At 71.0% G+C, this 20,505-nt stretch carries 14 protein-coding genes; 10 read left to right on the top strand and 4 right to left on the bottom strand.

Going from position 1 to position 20,505, the window contains the following annotated elements:
- Positions 1–251: 251 nt before the first annotated feature.
- The 6 genes from trpS to VZL07_RS34905 all read left to right on the top strand — a co-directional run bounded on the left by trpS (position 252) and on the right by VZL07_RS34905 (position 10,294).
- Entirely contained in the window at positions 252–1,298 is a 1,047-nt protein-coding gene (trpS, locus tag VZL07_RS34930; protein WP_426752266.1) for a tryptophan--tRNA ligase, read from the top strand.
- Between the two features lie 163 nt (positions 1,299–1,461).
- Positions 1,462–2,331 carry a segregation and condensation protein A gene (locus VZL07_RS34925; RefSeq protein ID WP_426752265.1) on the top strand — a complete coding sequence of 290 codons (870 nt, stop codon included), beginning with the start codon at positions 1,462–1,464 and terminating at the stop codon, positions 2,329–2,331.
- Entirely contained in the window at positions 2,318–3,310 is a 993-nt protein-coding gene (gene scpB, locus VZL07_RS34920; RefSeq protein WP_426752264.1) for an SMC-Scp complex subunit ScpB, read from the top strand. Before VZL07_RS34925 ends, scpB begins: the two co-directional genes overlap by 14 nt.
- Before the next feature lie 24 nt (positions 3,311–3,334).
- On the top strand, positions 3,335–5,572 hold the full coding sequence (locus VZL07_RS34915; RefSeq protein ID WP_426752263.1) for a pseudouridine synthase: 2,238 nt from the start codon (positions 3,335–3,337) through the stop codon (positions 5,570–5,572).
- Between the two features lie 55 nt (positions 5,573–5,627).
- Positions 5,628–7,751 carry a HEAT repeat domain-containing protein gene (locus VZL07_RS34910; RefSeq protein WP_426752262.1) on the top strand — a complete coding sequence of 708 codons (2,124 nt, stop codon included), beginning with the start codon at positions 5,628–5,630 and terminating at the stop codon, positions 7,749–7,751.
- Entirely contained in the window at positions 7,751–10,294 is a 2,544-nt protein-coding gene (locus VZL07_RS34905; RefSeq protein ID WP_426752261.1) for a cyclic nucleotide-binding domain-containing protein, read from the top strand. Before VZL07_RS34910 ends, VZL07_RS34905 begins: the two co-directional genes overlap by 1 nt.
- Positions 10,295–10,297: 3 nt before the next feature.
- Here the strand turns inward: VZL07_RS34905 and VZL07_RS34900 are convergent, their stop codons facing one another.
- Positions 10,298–10,999, bottom strand: a complete 702-nt coding sequence (locus VZL07_RS34900; RefSeq protein ID WP_426752260.1) for a hypothetical protein — start codon at positions 10,997–10,999, stop codon at positions 10,298–10,300.
- A gap of 153 nt (positions 11,000–11,152) precedes the next feature.
- On the opposite strand from VZL07_RS34900, the gene VZL07_RS34895 reads away from it, so the two are divergent.
- Complete coding sequence (locus VZL07_RS34895; protein WP_426752259.1) at positions 11,153–11,983, top strand: hypothetical protein; 831 nt, start codon at positions 11,153–11,155, stop codon at positions 11,981–11,983.
- 16 nt (positions 11,984–11,999) lie between these two features.
- Here VZL07_RS34895 and VZL07_RS34890 read toward each other — a convergent pair whose 3' ends face one another.
- On the bottom strand, positions 12,000–13,247 hold the full coding sequence (locus VZL07_RS34890; protein ID WP_426752258.1) for an SLC13 family permease: 1,248 nt from the start codon (positions 13,245–13,247) through the stop codon (positions 12,000–12,002).
- Between the two features lie 121 nt (positions 13,248–13,368).
- On the opposite strand from VZL07_RS34890, the gene VZL07_RS34885 reads away from it, so the two are divergent.
- The 3 genes from VZL07_RS34885 (at position 13,369) to VZL07_RS34875 (ending at position 18,307) form a co-directional block, all read left to right on the top strand.
- Complete coding sequence (locus VZL07_RS34885) at positions 13,369–15,786, top strand: DEAD/DEAH box helicase (RefSeq protein ID WP_426752257.1); 2,418 nt, start codon at positions 13,369–13,371, stop codon at positions 15,784–15,786.
- Positions 15,787–16,467: 681 nt separating this feature from the next.
- On the top strand, positions 16,468–17,706 hold the full coding sequence (locus VZL07_RS34880) for a ribonuclease H-like domain-containing protein (protein ID WP_426752256.1): 1,239 nt from the start codon (positions 16,468–16,470) through the stop codon (positions 17,704–17,706).
- Between the two features lie 118 nt (positions 17,707–17,824).
- The gene (locus VZL07_RS34875; protein WP_426752255.1) at positions 17,825–18,307 is read left to right on the top strand and encodes an FKBP-type peptidyl-prolyl cis-trans isomerase; all 483 of its coding nucleotides are present in this window, start codon (positions 17,825–17,827) and stop codon (positions 18,305–18,307) included.
- An 81-nt stretch (positions 18,308–18,388) separates the two neighbouring features.
- Here VZL07_RS34875 and VZL07_RS34870 read toward each other — a convergent pair whose 3' ends face one another.
- Positions 18,389–19,372, bottom strand: coding sequence for a hypothetical protein (locus tag VZL07_RS34870; RefSeq protein WP_426752254.1), 984 nt, complete (start codon positions 19,370–19,372; stop codon positions 18,389–18,391).
- A complete protein-coding gene (locus VZL07_RS34865) occupies positions 19,372–20,295 on the bottom strand; it encodes a bile acid:sodium symporter family protein (RefSeq protein ID WP_426752253.1) in 924 nt (307 codons plus the stop codon). The genes VZL07_RS34870 and VZL07_RS34865 overlap by 1 nt, the downstream gene beginning before the upstream one ends.
- Between the last annotated feature and the right edge of the window lie 210 nt (positions 20,296–20,505).

Genomic DNA, 20,505 nt, shown 5'->3' with positions numbered 1-20,505 from the left:
TCCAAGGTGGGTTGCCCGCGAGTGGAACCCCCAGGGTACCGGCGCACCCGGTCGCCATTCAATTGCAAGTGCCTGGAATTGCTCGGGATTTCCTGGCGGAGCGCAAAGTTCCAGGGAGAGTCCGTCTTGACTTCCGGTATTGGACGGAAGCCAGGCCGGGAGAACGGAAGGTTGCAGCGCCGCGTCGGGTGTGCGAACCACCCGCGTCAGGTAGCAGACCCAAGATTCCAGATTTCAGGTTCGGAACCGATATGCGGATTCTCTCAGGCGTGCAGTCGTCCGGCAGGCTGCACCTCGGCAACTACTACGGCGCGCTCCGCCAGTTCGTGCAGCTCCAGGATGAGGGCGAGGGGTTCTACTTCATCGCCAACCTGCACGCGCTCACCACCGTCCGGGACCCCAAGGCCGCCCTGGCGCTGACGCGCGAGGCCGCGATGGCCTACCTGGCGCTGGGCCTCGATCCGAAGAAGGCCGTGCTCTTCCGCCAGAGCGACGTGCGCGAGGTGCTGGAGCTGTACTGGATTCTCGGCACCGTGACGCCTCACTCCCACCTGGAGCGGGCCCACAGCTACAAGGACAAGGTGGCCAAGGGCATCAGCCCGGACTTCGGCCTCTTCGCGTACCCCGTGCTCATGGCCGCGGACATCCTGCTCTACAGCGCGGACTTCGTCCCCGTGGGCAAGGACCAGGTCCAGCACATCGAGTTCGCTCGCGACTGGGCCGTGAAGTTCAATACCCAGTACGTGCCCGGCTACGACCCGGCCGACCCGGAGGGGAAGGAGCGCGGCCACTCGCCCGGCATCCTCAAGCTGCCCGCGGCGCGCATCCAGGAGGCCACCCAGACGGTGCCCGGCATCGACGGGATGAAGATGTCCAAGTCCTACGGGAACACCATCGAGCTCTTCGGGGACGAGAAGGAGATCAAGAAGCGCATCATGTCCATCAAGACGGACTCGACCCCCGTCGAGGCGCCCAAGCCGCTGCCGAGCCAGCCGCCCAAGACGCCCGGGGTGGTCAGCGACGTTCCGCTCTATGACCTGCTGAAGGTCATGCTGCCCGAGTCCGAGTTCGCCGAGGTGGACGCGTCCTGGAGGGCAGGCGGGAAGGGCTACGGCGAGTACAAGAAGAAGCTCCTGGAGGCCTACCACACGACCTTCGGGCCGGCCCGTCAGCGGTACGCCGAGCTGGCGGCCGACCCGGGCGAACTGGAGCGCATCCTCCAGGACGGCGCCAACCGGGCCCGGGCCGAGGCCACCCGCCTCATGGACCAGGTCCGCAAGGCCGTGGGCCTCCCATGAGCACGCTTGCCTGAACGGGCTTTCACCGTCGATTGTTTGACCCACCTGGGGGGCACTGGTATGGGTGTGTGTCCTCCAGGCTCGTGCCCGCTGCCTAGGAAAGTTGGGCTCTTACGCGATGACGCGCCTCCACCCATACCGTTGACGCCACCCAGGACATCCGGTGAGTGAGGAACGCCTCTCGCCGGCCGATGAGGCCCTTCGTGAAGGGGAGTTGCCGCGGAGTCCGAGCGACAACTTCCGCATCGCGCTGCCCAATTTCGAAGGTCCGCTGGACCTGCTGCTCCATCTCATCAAGGAGCACCGGGTCGACATCTTCGACATCCCGCTGGCGCTGATCACGGAGAAGTACCTCGAGCACCTGGAGCGGATGCGGGAGATCAACCTCGACATCGCCGGGGAGTTCCTGGTGATGGCGTCCACCCTGGCGCACCTGAAGAGCCGCATGCTCCTTCCGCGGCAGGACGCCGTGGCGGCGCAGGAGGCAGGGGAGGTCCTCACCGTCGCCGAGGAGACCGAGGACCCTCGCGCGGAGTTGGTGCGCCGCCTGCTCGAGTACCAGAAGTACAAGGATGCCGCCGAGCAGCTCGCCACCCAGGACCTGCTCGGCCGCGACGTCTTCACCCGCAACGTGCCGGTGGAGGCGGTCCCCATCCCGGATGACGAGGTGGGGCTCCAGGAGTTCAGCGTCCTCAAGCTGGTGGAGGCGCTCGACCGGGTACTGGAGCGGTTGCAGCCCAAACTGCAGCACGAGGTGGTCCGGGAGCGCGTGACGCTGTCCGAGGCCATCCTCCGCGTAGTAGAGCGCCTCCGCCCGGATGGACAGGTTCTCTTCGAGAGCTTGTTCTCGGAAGAGGAGACGCCGTCACGGCAGGAGGTGGTCATCACCTTCCTGGCCATCCTGGAGATGGTGAAGCGGCGGCTCATCCGGGTGGTGCAGGACGAGCCGCTCGGGCCCATCCTCCTGCTGCCCAACGGAGACGCGCTGGAGAAGCTGGCGCCCACGGAGGTCGACGACAGTGACTACCGGTAGCAACGGACCGCAGGACGAGACTCCCGAACCGGGCACGCCCGGCGGCCCCGGCCCGTTCTCCGAGGAGGAAATCGCTGCCGTCACGGGCCCCGGCCCGGCGGACGAGCTGGACGAGGTGGAGGCGGCCTCCATCGAGGAGGACTCCGACGACGAGGCACCTCCGGACCTGGAGACGTCCTTCGAGAAGCTCGTCGCCAAGAGCCGCAAGCTGTCCGCCGACCGCATCCGCACCGTCATCGAGAGCGTGCTCTTCGTGGCGGAGCGGCCGCTCTCGGTGGACGAGCTGTACATGGCCACCGGCATCGAGCGGGAGCTCATCGCCGAGGCCCTCAACCAGCTCTCCGGCATCCGCCGCGACGGCATCACCGGCATCGTGCTGTACGAGGTGGCCGGTGGCTGGCAGTTCCGGACGGACCCGCACTCGGCCGAGTACGTGCGGCGCTACCTGCGCGTGAAGCCGCAGCGCCTCACCCGCGCGGCGGTGGAGACGCTGGCCATCATCGCCTACCGCCAGCCGGTGACGCGCCCGGAGATCGAGGACATCCGCGGCGTGGACTGCGGCGCGGTCATCAAGGCGCTGATGGACCGCAAGCTGGTGAAGATCCTGGGCAAGCGCGAGGAGGTGGGGCGGCCCATCCTCTATGGCACATCGCGCGAGTTCCTGGAGTTCTTCGCCCTGAAGGACCTGTCGGCCCTGCCCACGCTGCGTGAGTTCCACGAGCTGACGCAGGAGCACCGGGAGATCGTCGAGAAGGAAGACAAGCCGGCGCCCACGGCGGCCGGAACGGTGGAGGCCCTGTCGGACCCGGCCTTCACGAAGCGGATGGAGAAGAGCGCGGCGGCCAGCGAGGCCGCGCTGGAGGACCTGGAAGAGGCCATGGCGGCCGCGGACCGGACACAGAAGGTCAGCTCCAGCGTCCTGGACACGACGCCCCCGAAACCCGAGACGGGTGATACGACGGGGCCCAAGCCCGAGTGACGGGCAGCATGGAAGAAGGAAGGTATGGCGGCCGAACGACTACAGAAGTACCTGGCCCGCGCGGGAGTTGCTTCGCGCCGGCACGCAGAAGAGCTGATCACCGCGGGCCGCGTGGCGGTGAACAACAAGACGGTGACGGAGCTGGGCAGCCGGGTGGAGCCCGGCACGGACCTGGTGACGGTGGATGGGACGCTGGTCACCCCGCCGGATGAATCCTCCTACTTCCTGCTCTACAAGCCCGTGGGCGTCGTGACGACGCTGTCGGATCCGCAGGGGCGGCCCACGGTGGCCAGCTATGTGGAGCCGACGGGCAAGCGGCTCTTCCCGGTGGGGCGGCTCGACTACGACGCCGAGGGCGCGCTGCTGTTCACGGATGATGGCGCGCTGGCGCACAAGCTGACGCACCCGAGCTTCCAGGTGCCGCGCACGTACCTGGCCAAGGTGAAGGGCACGCCCGACGCGGCCACGCTGGGCAAGCTGCGCGGCGGCGTGCGGCTGGAAGACGGCATGGCCACGCCCGTCTCCGTGGACGTGTTCGAGGCGGCGGAGCGGAACACCTGGCTGAAGATTGTCGTCGCGGAAGGGCGGCCGCACCTCATCAAGCGGCTGTGCGCCGCGGTGGGGCACCCGGTGGTGCGCCTGTACCGTCCGTCCTACGCCGGCGTGGGCGTGGAGGGCCTGCGCCCCGGTGAGCTGCGGCCGCTCAAGACGAGCGAGGTGGAGCTGCTGAATGCCGTGTCGGACGGCAAGGCCACGCCTCCGTCCGCCGAGCTGAAGCTGCCACCGCGCCGACATGGCCGCGCGGCGCCTGGCTTCGACGGGGATGACGAGGCGGAGCTGTCCATGGATGACGACGCGCCGGTGGCCGCTCGGCCCGCGCGCAAGGCCCCGGCCCGTGGGCCGAAGGCTGCGTCCGAGGGTGGTTCGGGTCTGGCTCGCTTCGGCCGGGCGCGGGGGACTGCGGCTGAAGGCAAGCCCGCGCGCCGCGCGTCTGGCGGTGATGCGGGTGGTGCGCCGCGCGGTCGTGCCGGTGGCGCGGGTCGTGCCTTCGGTGGCGAGGGTGGTGCTGGCCGTGGCCGGGGCGCAGGCTTCGGCGAGGGGGCTGGGCCTCGTGGCCGGGGCGCAGGTTTCGGTGACGGCGCGGGTGCTCGCGGCCGGGGCGCAGGCTTCGGCGAGGGGGCTGGGCCTCGTGGCCGGGGCGCAGGTTTCGGCGAGGGGGCTCGTGGTCGTGGAGCGGGCCGTGCCTCCGGTGATGAAGGCCGTGGGCCTCGTGACGGCGGTACGGGCCGGGCGTTCGCCCGGGGCGCGGGCGCTGCCGCAGGTGCTCGTCGCGCCTTGGGCGGAGACGAGGGTGGCGCGACGCGTGGCGGTGGTTCGGGCCGTGCGTTTGCTCGCGGAGAGGGCAGCGCATCCGGCGCACGTCGCGGGTTCGGCGGTGATGAAGGTGCTGCCCCTCGCAGCCGTGGCACTGGCCGTCCGGAGCGCCGGGAGTGGAGCGCTGGTGGCGATGACGCGCCCCGCTCGCGCAGCCCGCGTGCTGGCGGCGAGGGCCGTCCGGCGCGTCGCGACTGGAGCGCGGAGGGTGAGTCCTCCGCGGGTCGTCGTGGTGCAGGAGCCGGCCGTCCGGAGCGCCGGGAGTGGAGCGCCGGCGGAGACGCGGCACCTCGCGGCCGGAGCGGCGGCGCATCGGGCGCGGGTCGCCCCGAGCGCCGGACGTGGGGCTCGGATGAAGGCGCCGCACCGCGCAGCCGTGGCACAGGCCGGCCGGAGCGCCGGGAGTGGAGCGCTGGCGGCGACGAGGCGCCTCGTTCTCGCGGACCTCGTGCCGGTGGTGAGGGCCGCCCCGAGCGCCGGGAATGGAGCGCCGGTGGTGCCAGCAGGGCACCGCGCGGTGAGGGGCGCGGTTTCGCCCCGCGTGCCGGAGGGGCGGGCCGTCCCGAGCGCCGCGAGTGGAAGCCCGGCACCGAAGCCGGAAGCGCCCCGCGTGGCCGGGGTGGGCCTCGCGGAGAGGGCCCGTCCAGCCGGTCCACGGCTGGTCGCGGCGCGTCGCGTTCCACCTGGACGCCCACCGACGAAAGCGGGAATCCCCGTGAACGCGTCGTCCGCGCGGGTGCGCGGCGGGGGCCTCCCGCCGAGAAGCCCTCGGGTTTCCAGGACTGGAGCAAGAAGAAGGAGCGTGCCAGCACCCCACGCTGGACCAACGAGCGGCCCCGGGGTGGTGCGGGACGCCCGCCTCCTCGGGGGCCTCGCCGTCCGCGTTGACATGTGACGCGGTGGATTGGGCGGGAATCGAGGGGGATTGATATAACCGCCGCCGATGCGAACCGGCGCGCGCCCCCTCATTCTCGCACTAGCCCTGCTCCTCGGATGCAACGGGAGCAGGGACCAGCTCCTCGCCGACCTCCAGAGTCCCCGACCGGAGGTCCGCGCTCTCGCGGTGAAGAAGCTGGCCGGGCAAGGCAACCCGGATGACCTGGTCCTCTTCACCCGCGCGGCCAAGGACTTCGCCGCCATTGTCCGGGCGGAGGCCGCCGTGGCGCTGGGAGAGAGCCAGGACGCCCGCGTCGTGGACCTCCTGGGCGAGCTGCTCGAGGACCCGGACGAAGAGGTCCAGGGGCGCGCCGCCATGGCGCTGTCCAAGGTGAACAACGAGAAGGCCAAGGCGTACCTCACGCTCCAGTACGGGCGGCGAGGCCGCGCCACGCGGCAGGTCATCGTCCAGGCGCTCAAGAACGCCAACGTTCCGGGCGCGATGGCGGAGGTGGTCGCCGCGGAGGCCCGCGCCCAGTGGGACCGCAACCAGCTCGCGCTCACCGAAGGCGCGCTGCCCGAGCGCGTGGGCGCCGCCGAGGAACTGGGCAAGAGCGGCCGTCCCGACGCCGTCAACCGGCTGCTGCCCCTGGTGCGCGACAGCCAGGTCATCCTCGCTGCCGCCGCGGTGCGCGGTCTGGGAGACGCGGGCGACAAGCGCGCGGTCGGCCCCATCGCGCTGCTGCTGGAGGAGAACTTCCCCGAGCTGCGCGAGTCCGCCATCCATGCGCTGATGAAGCTCCAGGACCCGGTGGCCACGCAGCGGCTCCAGCTGGTGGCGGTGGAGAAGAGCGCCGTCAGCCCGCTGGCCATCGACGCCATCGTGTCCTTCCCTCGCACGCCGCAGACGGATGCCGCGCTGTGCGCCATCGTGCTGGAGGGCGCGCCCGCCGAGGCGCTCGTCGCCGGCCGGAGCATGCGCGCGCGCGGTGGCTGCCCGCTGGATGCCATTGGTGAGCGGCTCGCCCGTCCGGCGACGGCGGCCAGTGGCCTCCAGGCGGTCGCGGGACTGGGGCCCACGGCGCAGCCGTTGCTCGGCAAGGTGACGCCCTGGCTCAGCCACGCGGACACCACGCTGCGGCTCCTCGCGGTGGAGGCCGTGGCGGAGATTGGAGACGCCTCCGCCATTCCCGCCGTGCAGAAGCTCTACGAACAGGAGGTCAAGGGCCTGGAGGCGCTGCGCGCCGACTGGGTGCCCCAGGCGCTGGAGCCGAAGTTCGGCGTCGGGTTCGACCCTTCGACCACGCCGCCTCCCACGGCGATGCCGGGGGTGAAGGACGACCGGCCGGCACGCCACGCGGACCTGCTGGGACGGGTGAAGGCGCTCAACGCGGCCCGGGTTCTCGAGTCCGGCCGGGAGGTGGTGCAGCACCGCGTCCCCACCGAGCTGTACGACGACGTGGCCCCGGAGCGCCTGGTGCCGCTCGCGACACTGCTGAAGGCGCTGGGTGCGCTGAAGGCGCCCGATGTCTTGAAGTTGCTCACCGGCTACACCCAGGACTCCAGCTCCGCGTTGCGCGTAGCGGCGTTGGTGGGACTGGCGAAGCTGGGACCTGAGGGTGTGGCGGTGGCCAAGGCCGGGCTCGTCGAGCCTGAGCGCGACCTGCAGAAGGCGCTGGCCCAGGCGCTGGCCGAGTCCGGAGAAGCGGGGCAGGCCGCGCTCATCGAGATGCTGTCGAAGATGGGCAGCGAGAAGCTGCTGGCGCTGGACGCGCTCACCCGCGCGGGTGGCGTGCCGGGCGCCGCGGCCTCCGAGCCCCTCCAGGCGGTGGTTCGCGAGGGCGGGCCCGAAGCGGCGCTCGCGGCGGCGCTGCTCGGGCGGATGCAGGCGAAGGACGCCGTGCCCACGCTCGTGAAGGCCCTGGATGAGCCCAACAGCGTGGCTCGCCGGGACGTGTTGCTGGCGCTCGGGAGCATTGGCGACGCGCTGGCCGCAGACGCGGTGGCCAGGGACTTGTTCCATGACCTGCCCGAGATTCGGGCCGCGGCCGCGTCGTCGCTCAAGAAGCTGGGCAGCGCCGCGCACGCGGACCAGCTGGAGGCCCTCAAGGGGGACTACTTCCGCACGGTGCGCGAGGCCGCGGGGGCCGCGCCGGCGCCGGAGAGCACCGCGTCGGAGGGTGCCCGCTGATGGAGCTGCGCAAGCTCAAGGACAAGGCATCCGAGGCCTTCTCCAAGGGCCGCTTCTCCAAAGCCGCGGAGCTCTACGAGGACTACTGCCGGGCCGAACCCAAGGACCACCAATCGCGCCTCCGCACGGGTGATGCCTGGGTGAAGGCGGGGCAGAAGGACCGCGCGATTTCGTCCTACCAGGCCGCCGCCGAGGGCTTCGCGCGCGAAGGCTTCCTTCCGCGAGCCATCGCAGCGAGCAAGCTCATTCTCGAGCTGGACCCGGCGCATCGCGGCGTGCAGCAGATGCTCGCGGACCTCTATGCCCAGCGAGGGACGCCCATGGGCCCGCGGGCCCGCGGGCCGTTGAGCCAGGCGTCCTCCGTGACGGCGCGGCCCGTGGTGTCCGAGGGCGCTGCACAGCCGGCCGCCGCTACGGGCGCGTTCGCGTCCGGGGGACCGCTGGTCGGGGGACTGCCCTCGGTGCTGCCGACGGCTCCCGAAGCCTCGTTCAATTCCGGGGGCCCGCTGGGTGGGGGGATGTCTTCGGTGCTGCCGACGGCTCCCGAAGCCCCGTTCAATTCCGGGGGCCCGCTGGGTGGGGGCGCATCACCAGGGCGGCCGAGCGAGCCCGAAGCCGGGCGTGTGGGGACGCTCCAGGTCGAGGCGGGAAGCCCTGTCCCCGACGCATTGGAGGCGGAAGGCGCCGCGATCGACTTGTCCGCCGAGCTGCCGCCTGAGCTGGCCGTGTCCATGGCCACTGGCACGGCCGTGAGTGGCGCCGAGGAGGTCATTCACTCCGTCCACGTGGGGTTGGCGTCGGAAGAGGGTGGGCCGGCGCTGGAGCTGACCCTGGACGTCGAACCACCCGCGGCCGGCATGTCCGCGGGTGCTGCGCCCGGCGCGGACGTCACGACGTCCACCAGGACGAACAGTGCGCTCCAGGCCACTGCCTCTGAAGTGGTCGATGGCACCGCGAGTGGCCCTTCGCCAACGCGCATGGCCGTTGCCGAGCCGGTGAACGCTCCGAACGCGACGCGTATGGCTGCCAAGCCGCCCCTCGCGCCGCACCTGGGGAGCAGCAATCCCGTGGTCCCACCGGTGTCGACACGGATGGTGGGGGGCGAGATTGAGCACGCACCCGGCACGACGCGCATGGCCACAGGTGAGCAGCTGAGCCCACCAGGCGTGCCCCGTGCGGCCGATGCAGAGGCCGAGCGTCCACCGAACGCGACACACATGGCCACCGCCGAAGCGGTGAGCCCGCCGCTCGCGACGCGAATGTCCGCCGTGCAGCCCGGAGGCGCTCGCCCCGCGACCAGCGCGCTGCCGCCCGGCCTGGCGCCTCGTTCCTCTCAGCGGCTGCCCGCGGTGGCCAGTTCGGGTCGCTCGGTGTCCAACAGCGGTCGGTGGCAGGCACTGGCCGCGCCCATCAGCACCCCAACGTCCGAGCCTTCAGCGGCACTGCCTGACTCGCGGATGCAGCCCTCCGAGCCGCAGCCCGCGGCGGGCGCCACGGCGATTCCAGGCCATGACCTGACCTCCGCGCTGGGCGCCTCGATCCGGACGTCGGCGAGCGTCTCCGCCTTCACGGAGCTGGAGCTCGAGGCCGACTCCCTGTTGCACGCGGTGGAGCTGGCGGCACAGGCGGGGCTCGGCCGGCAGTGGGCCGCCACCGGGGACGTCGAGGAAGAGGTCTTCAGCCTGACGGAAGAGGTCTCACCGGACGCGACCTCGCTGGAGACGCTCCCCACCATCCCGCTCTTCTCGGACCTGCCGCGCGACGCGTTCATCGCGCTGTTCGAGCGGTGCCCGCTGCGCCGCTTCGGCCCAGGCGAGCGAATCATCGAGCAGGGAAGCCGAGGCGACGCGTTCTATGTCATCTGCGAGGGCGCGGTGCGCGTCTTCCGGACGGAGGAGGGACAGCGCCAGCCTCTGGCGACACTCGAGGGCGGCGCGTTCTTCGGAGAGATGGCGTTGCTCTCCGGCGCACCCAGGACGGCCTCCGTCGAGTCCGCTTCCGACGACACCCAGTTGCTGGAGATTTCCGCGGGCGTGCTCGCCGAGCTGTCCCGCGGTCATCCGCAGGTGGCCCAGGCGCTCAAGAAGTTCTGCCGCCAGCGCATGCTGACGAACGTGATGAACACGTCGGAGCTGTTCCGGCTCTTCGACCGGAAGGACCGGCGCGCGCTGGTGGAGCGCTTCCGCTCGCGAGACGTCGAGCGGGACACCGTCATCATCCGCGACGGCGACCCGACCGACGGCCTCTACGTGGTGCTCTCCGGCGAGGTCGAGGTGCGCAAGGACGGCCACCTCCTGACACTCCTCAGGGAGGGCGAGGTCTTCGGCGAGATTTCACTGCTCCAGAAGACGCCGGCCACGGCGACCGTCACGGCCACGCGTCACACCACGCTGCTGCGGCTGCCACGCGCGGACTTCGACGCGCTCATCTCCAGCCACCCGCAAATCCTGGCCCTGATCTCCGACCTGAGCGACGAGCGGCTCCGCCGCACGCAGCGCGTCCTCTCCGAGGCCGGCGTCGAAGAGGACATCATCCTCGTCTGAGCGTCAGCGGACCTTGGCGAGGTAGTCGTCCCGCGTCACCAGGCCCCGTGTCTCCAGGAGCTCCAGCATCGCCCGCAGCGAGCGGGCCTGCTGCGCCACCATGCGCTCCAGCCCCGCCACCTGCTGGGTCAGCTCCTCCACGCGCTGAGCGAGCTCGCTCTCACGGACCGCCTGCGCCACGGGCGACGCAGAGGCCGCGCGCAGGCCAGGGCTCGCGGGGGCGTTCTCGGCGGGGGGCGCCAGCTCGAAGGTGGGCTCGTCCATGCCGAAGGCCAGCGGCGTGGCCGTCGTGGAGGTGATTTCCCCGTGGTAGTGGCGGCGGATGGCGCGCTCGATGGAGGAGGCGCTCGCGACGACCACCTGGAGGCGCTGCCCGCTGTGGAAGGCCAGCTCCTGGAACGACTCCACATTGGTGGGGTCTGCCGTGGCGACGGTGAGCGTCTTCGTCGCCGGGTCGGCGGCGGTGGGAAAGACGGTGTAGCGCTCGGCGATGTCCGCCCGGAGCGCCTGCAGGGCGACAGGCGACGGGGTGTGGTGCTCCAGGTCCACCGTGGGGATGGCGAGCTGCCGTGACAGGGCGTGAACCATGGAGCTCTCGTCCACGAACCCCATCTGCACGAGGGTGAGCCCCAGCTTGCCGCCCCACTTGCGCTGCTCGGCGAGGGCGGAGCGGAGCTGGGTCTCCGTGAGGAGGCCTGCGTCCATGAGAATCTCCCCGAGCCGGCGCTTGCGGCCAGGGAGCGATACGGAGGGTGCGGCGGGCGGCTGTTTCACGGCGAACGAGCATACCAGCCTGTCAGGCGACGTCAGAGGCCGGGGGGAGCGTGAGGACAGGGAATGGGGTACAACTGTCTCCACATGACGCGACGGATACTGCCGTTTCTCGCACTGGCGCTCGTTTCGGCCTGTGCGTCGCAGCGCCTGGCTGGCGCGGACCTGGACCGCGTCCGGCGTCCGGCCTTCATCTCCCGCATCGAGGACGGGGCCGGCCCCAAGAGCCTCGTGTTCCGGGAGGACTCGGCGTACCGAAACAAGCTCAAGAAGCTGGAGCCAGTGGAGGCCGACCGCCGGCTGACGGTGAAGCTGCTCCAGGCGGTGACGCGCTTCGAGGTCTCCGAGCGGCTCCGGGTGAACACCCTGTCGCAACTGCCGCGCGAGTATCCGTGGACGCACGTGGTGGACCCCGCGCGGGTGGCGTCCGTCCTGGAGAGCTTCCTGGTGGAGGAGGTCCCCGCCAACGCGCCGGACTATGACCTGGTGGCCTCGCTGGGCGCGGACACCATCGTCGAGTTCGTCATCGAGGACTACGGCATGCGCAGCGACGACGGGCACGCCGGCGCGTACCTGCGCGGCTATGGCCGCATGTTCACGCTGGACGGACGCTCCGAGGTCTGGCGCCGGCCGTTCTCCGTCGACCAGGTGTCCCAGGGCAAGCCGCACCTCGACCCGTTCAAGGTGGGCAAGGACCCCTCGCTCTTCCGCGAGGCGATGACGTCCATGCTGGACGAGGTGGCGCAGGTGTTCGTGAAGGACCTGACGCCCACGGACCGCAGCGGTGCTCCGCCGGCCCGGGGCGCCTCCGCGGCGTCGGACGTCGTTCCCGGCCGGGCCGGGGCCCCCGCGCCCGAGGCGACGAAGCCGCCCGAGGACGAGCTGGCGCCGGGCGAGCTGCCCGACCCGGACCCCTAGTCGCGCGGCGGCGTCCTCAGAACAGGGCGTGCTCCAGGAGCAGCACGCCCAGCCCCACGACGAAGCTGACCAGCGTCACCGGGAGGCCCACGCGCAGGTACCTGAGGAAGCTCATGTTCACCTTGCCGCGCGCGGCCTCGAAGACGATGAGGTTGGCCACGCTGCCCACCAGGGTGAGATTGCCGGCGAGCGTGGAGCCCAGCGCGAGCACGTGCCAGCCCAGCTCCGCGTCGTGCAGCGTGGGCACCCAGGTCCGCGCGAGCATGACGAAGGGCACGTTGCTGAAGAGATTGGACGCCACCAGCGTCAGCCCCGCGAAGCCCAGCGTCTCGCGCAGCGGCGGGCCCGCCATCAGGGGCGCGAACAGGGCCCGGATGTCCTCCGCGTAGCCGTGCTTGTTCACCCCGTAGACGACCACGAACAGGCTGGCGAAGAAGAGGAGCAGCACCCAGTCCACGCGCTCCAGCGCCTCGCGCGGCTCGCGGCGGGACAGGGCCATCACCAGGGCCGCCCCGGCCAGGGCGCTCCAGCTCATGGGCAGCCCGATGAAGAAGGCCACGACGACGCCGGTCAGCACCACCAGGGTGAGCGCCAGCAGGCCCCGGTCCACGGGCGGCGGGGGTGGGTTGGGCTCGAAGCGCCGCACCGGCAGGTCATGCCGGAAGAGGTAGAGGAGCCCGCCGGCGACGATGGCCGTGGAGATCAGGGCGGGCAGGGCCATGTATGCCGCGAAGCTGGCGTAGGACAGGCCGGACGCACCCTGGATGAGCATGTTCTGCGGGTTGCCGGTGAACGTGGCCACCGAGCCGCTGTTGCTGCCCATGCACACGGCGAGCAGGTACGGAGCAGGCGGCAGGCGCGCGTCCTCCACGGTGGCCAGCACCAGCGGCGTGAGCATCAGGCACACGGTGTCATTCACCAGGAACGCGGACAGCACGGCCGAGATGAACGTCACCGCCAGCAGCAGCAACCGCGGCGAATGCGCCTTGCGCACGGCCCAGGCCCCCGCGGTGCGGAAGAACGAGGCCTGGGACATGTACGCCGCGAGCAGCATCATCCCCAGCAGCAGGACGATGGTGTCCGCGTCGATGGCGTGACGGTCGGGATTGTCGCTGTGGTTGAAGACCTCGGCGGGCGTCACGACGCCGAAGACGACCATCAGCACGGCGCCCAGCAGCGCGCCTCCGGGACGGTCCAGCTTGAGGTACGGAAGCCGCGCACCGGCAATGAAGACGTAGGTGAACAGGAAGATGGCGAGGGCCACGGCGCGGCACAGTAGTGCAGCGCCTCTCCGTCCGCCTCGCGCGGAATTCACTTGAGGTCAAACGAGTGGGCTGCGGTCCCGCGTTGTTTGCCTCGGTATACGTCTGTACAGTGCCCGGCCCATGAAGCCAGAGAAGGAACCGGGCGCTTTCGGAGGGGCCCGCCGCACGCCGTGGAACGCGCCTCGCGGACTGGACTCCGTGCTGGACGGCTGGCGGGCGGACCGGCGGCTCTGGTCCTGCTTCGCATTGGATGAGACCACGCCCGCGCGCCCTGGCGTCTTCGCTCCCATTCCGGACGAAGTGGCGCCACAGGTTCGCGAGGCCCTCCACAAGCGGGGCATCCAGCAGCTCTTCTCGCACCAGGCGGAGGCCTACCGGCTGGCGCGCGCGGGGCGCAGCCTGGTCATCGCCACGCCCACGGCGTCCGGAAAGAGCCTCTGCTACAACCTGCCGCTGCTGGACCGCTTCGCGCAGGAGCCGCAGGCACGGGCCCTGTATCTGTTCCCCACCAAGGCGCTGTCACGTGACCAGGAAGAGTCCCTGCGCGCGCTGATGCGGGAGGCGGGCCTGTCCCACGGTGCCATCACCTTCGACGGCGACACGCCCGCGGACGCGCGGCGGGCCGCGAGGGAGCGCAGCGGGGTGCTGCTCACCAACCCGGACATGCTGCACACCGGCATCCTCCCGCACCACGCGAGCTGGGCGCGGCTGTTCTCCAACCTGCGCTACGTCGTCATCGACGAGCTGCACACGTATCGCGGTGTCTTCGGCTCGCACCTCGCCAACGTGCTGCGCCGGCTCCAGCGGGTGGCGCGCTTCCATGGCGCGGACCCGGTGTTCGTCGCGGCGTCCGCCACCATCGGCAACCCGGAGGCGCACGCGCGGCGGATGCTCGGGCGGGAGGTGTCGCTGGTGTCGGAGAGCGGCGCGCCCTCGGGCGAGCGGCGCGTCATGGTGTTCAACCCGCCCGTGGTGAACCCGGAGCTGGGCATCCGCGCCAGCTACCTCAAGACGGCGGTGCGGCTGACGGCGGACCTGGTGCGCGCGGGCGTGTCCACGCTGCTGTTCGGCCAGTCGCGCAACAACATCGAGGTGATGCTCAAGTACCTCCGCGACCGCTTCGTCGAGGAGAAGCTGGATCCATCCCTCATCCAGGGCTACCGCGGCGGCTACCTGCCGGGCACGCGGCGCGCCACGGAGGCGGCGCTGCGCGCGGGCGAGGTCCGCTGCGTCGTCGCCACCAACGCGCTGGAGCTGGGCATCGACATCGGCGCGCTGGACGCGGTGGTGTGCGCGGGCTACCCGGGCTCGGTGGCGGCGCTGATGCAGCGCTTCGGCCGGGCAGGGCGGCGCGGTGAGAGCAGCCTGGCGCTGCTGGTGACGTCGAGCGCGCCGCTGGACCAGTACCTCGCGGGAGACCCGCGCTTCCTCATCGGCTCGCCGGTGGAGCACGCGCGCATCGACCCGGACAACGTGGAGATTCTCGTCCAGCACCTCAAGTGCGCCTCCTTCGAGCTGCCCTTCGAGGAAGGGGAGCCCTTCGGGGACGTGCCGCCGGAGTCGACGGCGGACGCGCTCGGCTTCCTCGCGCAGCACGAGGTGGTGCATCCCACCATCGGTGAGGCGGGGCGCCGCGTGTTCCACTGGTCCACGGATGCGTACCCGGCGAACCACGTGTCCCTGCGCAGCGTCGGCTGGGACAACGTGGTCATCATCGAGAAGGGGACGGACCGGACGCTGGCGGAGATGGACTTCCGCTCGGCGCACACGATGCTGCACGAGCAGGCCATCTACCAGCACGAGGCCGAGCAGTATCAGGTCGAGCGCTTCGACTACGAGAACCACAAGGCCTTCGTGCGCAAGGTGGCGCCGGACTACTTCACCGATGCGATGACCTACGTGCGCGTGCACGTCATCCAGGAGGACCAGGCCGCGCCCATGGGGCCGGACCTCCAGGCGGGCATGGGCGAGGTGAGCGTCATCGAGAAGGTCGTGGGGTACAAGAAGATCAAGTACCACACGCACGAGAACGTCGGTTACGGCGAGGTGGCGCTGCCGGAGATGCAGATGCACACCGCGGCGCTCTGGCTGACGGTGCCCGAGGCGGTGGTGCGCTCGATGCGGGCGCCGCGCCCAGCGGTCATCGATGCGCTGCGCGGTGTCGCCACGGCGCTGCGCACGGTGGCGTGCGTGGGGTTGATGATTGACCCGAGGGACCTGGGCAAGACGCTCGGCAGCCGCGATGACGCGGAGGGGCCGCCGCGCAAGGATGGCGGCGTGGGCTTCGACCCGACCATCTTCCTGTACGACAACGTGCCCGGCGGCGTGGGGCTGGCGGCGCGGCTGTATGACCAGCGCGACGAGCTGCTGAACCGCGCGCGCCGGTTGCTGGAGTCGTGCGCGTGCGAGGACGGCTGCCCCGCCTGCATCGGCCCCGCGACAGGCGCCATGCCAGGGCAGGCGCCCGTGGACCCGCATCCGCGCAAGCGGCTGGGGCTCGAAATCCTGGCGGCGCTGGGCATCGCCGGAGTGCAGTAGCAGGGAGGCGCGGCCGTGGATCTCAAGCGCAAGCTGTCGCGCCTGACGAGCGCGGGCCCCGGAGGCAGGGCGCCCGCGCGTCCAGTCGTGCCTGTGACCCAGGCCGAGGCCGCGCCGGATGCGTTGCCGCAGGTGCAGACGGGCAGCACGGACGGACGCGGCGAGCCGCGCCTGCCGGCGCCCAGCGGTGCGGATCCAGTGGCGGACGCGCCTCACGGTGTGGACGAGCGCGCCGCAGAGGCCTTCTCGGGAGCCCGTGAGTCGCAGGGGCTTCAACCGGGCAGGGCGGACGGCGGTGTGGCTGCCGATGACCACGGAGCATCCACGGGGGCTGGCGGCTCGCAGACACCTCGAACGGGCGCAGCCGATGGCCACGTGGCCGCGGCAGGAGCCCGTCTCCAACAGGGCCGCGCAGTCGAGCACGTGGACCCGGATGCCGGCTCAGCAGCTTCCGCGACGACCCGTGGCGGACATGGAGCTCAACCGGGCCCTGCGGAAGGCCCTCCTGCTTCGGCGGACGTTGCCGCCGTGGCAGCCGGTGCCACGCAGGGTGCCCGGTCGGGCAGCAACGACGGGGGGCAGGCCGGCGGCCTCCATCCAGCGCGCAGTGCGGACGCCCACAGCCCGAGCGCGCCCGCCGCCCCTTCGCCGAGGGATCCACGCGTCGACGCCCTGCGCCGGATGCTGTCGGACTGGTCGGAGCGGCAGGGGCTCGCCGCCGCCCGGCGTGGCAGCACGCCTCCGCCACCTCGCGGGCCGCTGCCCGTGGAGGCCCGCACCACCGCGCATGGCACCGTCCACGTCTCCGAGCGCATCCACCCACCGGACCACCGCCACGGCTCCGCGCCCGTGGCGGCGGCCCTGGACGTGGAACCGCAGCTGGTCGCGAGCCTCGCGCTGCACGCGGACCTGGCCGGCGTGGACTTCCAGCGCATGCTGTTCCTCGACACGGAGACCACCGGCCTGGCGGGCGGCACCGGAACGGTGCCCTTCCTGGTGGGGCTGGCGTGGTTCGAGGGCCGCTCGCTCAAGGTGCACCAGCTCTTCCTGCGGCGTCTCGGCGAGGAGGCGCCGATGCTCCGCGCGCTCGCCGAGCGCATGGCGAGCTCCTCGTGCCTCGTGACGTTCAACGGCAAGAGCTTCGACTGGCCGCTCCTGCGCACCCGCTTCGTCCTCAACCGCGTCCCCGCGCCCGCGGAGCTGCCCCACCTGGACCTGCTCCACTGCGCGCGCCGAGTCTTCAAGCACCGCGGCGCCGGCACGCGGCTGGTCCACCTGGAGGACCAGGTCCTGGGCTTCCGCCGCGTCGACGACGTGGACGGCTCGCTGATTCCCGACCTGTACTTCCGCTACCTGCGCGGCGGGGACGGCGCGGCGCTGACGCCCGTGCTGGAGCACAACGTCAACGACCTGCTCCTCCTGGCGGCCCTCCTGGGCGAGCTGGTGCGCCGCTTCCGGGCGGGGGGCGCGGGGGCCGCCGTGCCCCGGGACGAGGACCCGAGAGACCTGCTGGGCTTCGCGAGCGTGGCGCTCCGGGCGCGGGACTACGAACGTGCCCAGGCCTTCGCCCGGGCCGCGGCAGCGGGGGACCGCGGCGCGGTGGGCATCGAAGCGTTGGCCCTGGCCTCTCGGCTGTCCCGCAAGGCAGGGGATGCCCAGACGGCGGCCGCGCACCTGCACCAGGCGCTGGAGGCCGCGAAGGGCTTCCAGGCCGCGACGCTGCACCTGGAGCTGTCCAAGCTCTACGAGCACTCTCTCAAGGACCTCGCGAGGGCGCTGCACCACGCGAAGCTGTCCGCGTCCGCGGAGCTGCCCCCGGACCACCACCGCCGCGTGCTCCGCCTGGAGGCGCGAATCGCCCGGAGCACCCGAGCGGGCTCGCTGGACCTGGGAATGGGGAGCCCCCGGTCCGGAACCTGAGCGGACCGGGTTGCCACATCCCTGGAATCGGACAGTCCGGCAGGGTGGGACGCTCGCCCCATTGTCAGACGGGCACATGATTGAGGCATGCGCCACGGCCGTGCGCTATGAGGGCCCCATGAAAATTACCAAGGACAGCGTCGTCTCCATCGATTACCGGCTTCACCTCGGCGACGGAAAGGCCGTGGATGAGAGCGAGCCCGGGGAGCCGCTCGTCTATCTGCAGGGCCATGACGAAATCGTTCCCGGCCTGGAGAAGGCCCTCGAGGGCAAGTCGCGCGGCGACACCCTCCAGGTGACGGTGACCCCCGACGAGGGCTACGGCGACTACGACCCGGAAGGCGTCGAGGAGGTCCCGAAGAGCGAGTTCCCCGAGGGCCTGGAGCTGGTGGCCGACGGCGTGCTCAGCGCCACGGACCCGGACGGCGACGAGGTGGACTTCATCATCAAGGAAGTGAAGGCCGACTCCGTGGTGGTGGACTTCAACCACCCGCTGGCGGGCAAGACGCTCCACTTCGAGGTCACCGTGCGCGACGTGCGCGAGGCGACGCCGGAGGAGCTGGAGCACGGCCACGCGCACGGCCCCCACGACGAGCACTGATGCCGGTGGGCGGGCGCGGACGCGCGTGCCCGCCACCGCTTCCTCGCCGGGCACCCTGAATCCCGGGGGCCCGGCGAGCGCTTACTTCTGGCCGCCGAGCAGGTCCGACGTGAAGGCGAAGCCCGCGATCATGTAGGGCATCGCGCCCATCCGGTTCGGGTGCTTCAGGTACCACGCCAGCTGGAGGATGACCGTGGGCTTGCTGAAGGTGGTGAACTCCCGGGTCGACAGGGAATAGGCCACCAGGGGCCCCACGCGCATGTGGCTGTTGTCGACCGACGCCGCCCCGGCGCCCATCGCGTCGGTGTAGCGCGGCCACACGGCGCTGAAGCGGGCGCCCATGGTGAGCCGCGGCGTCGCCAGGAGCAGCAGGTCGCTGTCGTTGGTGAAGACCCAGCCCCGCGCGGGGATGAGGCTGTCGAGCAGCGGATCATAGAACGTCGCGCCGCTGCCTTCCCGCAGGTCCATGTTCCAGTACTCGATGGACGCCTTGGCGCGCACCACGATGGAGCCGAACTTCGCCTGGAGCGTGGGCTCCACGATGTAGTGGTGGCCCGAGGTGCTGTACGCGAGCTCATCCGTGAGGTCGCGCGCGTCGTCCGAGAAGTCAGCCCTGGGGTCGGTGTACGACTGGAGGAACCCCATGGTCCCCATGAACTGGACGAACTCGTAGGTGGCCCGCAGGTTGAGGATGGCCAGGGGCTGGAACTCCACCGTGGGGCCCAGCTTGAGGTTCGCGGGGTTGGCCTTGAAGGACAGGCCGCCGTTGATGAAGTTGTCCCGCGTCAGGATGGAGTCGCCGTCGAACATGCGCTTCTGCAGCAGGAGGCGGTTCTGCGACTCCAGGCCCAGCGGGTTCCAGCGGACCACGTTGAACGAGGTGACGTAGAGCCGCACGTCCGGCCCCAGGGCCGGCAGCGAGGGCGCGTTCGGCGTGTCCGTGGGGTCGGCCACGGTCTGCGGCGTCTCTGGCACGGCGGACCGCTCCTCCTGGGCCAGGGCGGGCGCGGCGAGCCCCAGGCAGAGCGACAGCGACCACGCGCACAGCGGTCGGCGCAGCGTCATCAAGACACCTTCTCGGAGAGGGACGTGGGGGTGTGGGGGACGGCGGAGGGAGGCGGGTCGTCCTCGCGGCGCCGGCTGACGTAGAAGCCGAAGGCCGCCGCGGTGAAGTACATGATGAGGCTGTAGATGGCCGGCGGAATGGCCATGGTGGAGTTCGCCAGCAGGGTGGGGCTGAGCGCGATGGCGATGGCCAGCATCCCGTTGTGGATGCCGATCTCCATGCCAATGGCCACCGCCTGCCGCCGGGGCAGCCGCAGCAGGAGGGGCACGAAGTAGCCCACCGCCAGGCTGACCAGGTTGAACGCCAGCGCCGCCGGGCCCACCTGCCGGAAGAAGCCGAGGGCGTTCTCGCGCTCCGTGTAGACAGACGCGGCAATCACCGCGACCAGGAACGCCGTGGACAGCACGCGAATGGGCTTGTCCATCCGCTGCGCCAGCGCCGCGCTCCGCGAGCGGATGAACATACCCACGCTCACGGGTACCAGCACGATGAGCACCACCTGCACCACCTTCGCGAACTGCATGGGCACCGCGCGGGCGTCATCCATGAAGTGCGTGAGCGACAGGTTGATGATGAGGGGCAGGGTGACCAGCGACAGCGCGCTGTTCACCGCCGTCAGCGTGATGTTGAGCGCCACGTCCCCGCGCGCCAGGTGGCTGAAGAGGTTCGCCGTGGCGCCGCCGGGAGAGGCCGCCAGCAGCATCAAGCCCACCGCCAGCTCCGGCGGCAGCCCGAAGGCGTGGGCAATGAACGCGCACGCGACGGGCAGCAGCAACATCTGACAGACGAGCCCGACGAGGATGGCGCGCGGATAGACAATGACGCGTTTGAAGTCCGCCAGCGTCAGCGCCAGGCCGAGCCCGAGCATGATGACCGCGAGCGCCAGCGGCATGAGGACCGCCGTGAATACATTCGACTGCATTCGCCCCCCAGTGGAGTGTCCGACGTTGAGCAGGAGCGTCGCGCAGGAGGGCAGGCTGCTTCAAGGTCCCCGCTCCAAAAGGTTGCCTGGTCAATGGGTGACCCATGACGCCGTATGTCATTGCCGCGCTGCGGCGCGGCGCATGAGACGTGTATTCGGCGAGTGAAACATGGGGGCGGGAGCCACGGCCGGTGTCTGGTAGCGGACGCC

It is taken from the genome of Pseudomyxococcus flavus, from assembly GCF_050038885.1.
GTDB lineage: Bacteria > Myxococcota > Myxococcia > Myxococcales > Myxococcaceae > Myxococcus > Myxococcus flavus.
Note: the sequence above shows the minus strand (reverse complement) of the source record. Positions and strands in the feature narration are given on the sequence as shown.

Coding starts and splice junctions, on each gene's coding strand:
- VZL07_RS34885 (WP_426752257.1), top strand. CDS start 13,369: ATGAAGCCAGAGAAGGAACCGGGCGCTTTCGGAGGGGCCCGCCGCACG.
- VZL07_RS34865 (WP_426752253.1), bottom strand. CDS start 20,295: ATGCAGTCGAATGTATTCACGGCGGTCCTCATGCCGCTGGCGCTCGCG.
- VZL07_RS34900 (WP_426752260.1), bottom strand. CDS start 10,999: ATGGACGCAGGCCTCCTCACGGAGACCCAGCTCCGCTCCGCCCTCGCC.
- VZL07_RS34915 (WP_426752263.1), top strand. CDS start 3,335: ATGGCGGCCGAACGACTACAGAAGTACCTGGCCCGCGCGGGAGTTGCT.
- VZL07_RS34905 (WP_426752261.1), top strand. CDS start 7,751: ATGGAGCTGCGCAAGCTCAAGGACAAGGCATCCGAGGCCTTCTCCAAG.
- VZL07_RS34870 (WP_426752254.1), bottom strand. CDS start 19,372: ATGACGCTGCGCCGACCGCTGTGCGCGTGGTCGCTGTCGCTCTGCCTG.
- trpS (WP_426752266.1), top strand. CDS start 252: ATGCGGATTCTCTCAGGCGTGCAGTCGTCCGGCAGGCTGCACCTCGGC.
- VZL07_RS34895 (WP_426752259.1), top strand. CDS start 11,153: ATGACGCGACGGATACTGCCGTTTCTCGCACTGGCGCTCGTTTCGGCC.
- VZL07_RS34910 (WP_426752262.1), top strand. CDS start 5,628: ATGCGAACCGGCGCGCGCCCCCTCATTCTCGCACTAGCCCTGCTCCTC.
- VZL07_RS34880 (WP_426752256.1), top strand. CDS start 16,468: ATGCTGTCGGACTGGTCGGAGCGGCAGGGGCTCGCCGCCGCCCGGCGT.
- VZL07_RS34875 (WP_426752255.1), top strand. CDS start 17,825: ATGAAAATTACCAAGGACAGCGTCGTCTCCATCGATTACCGGCTTCAC.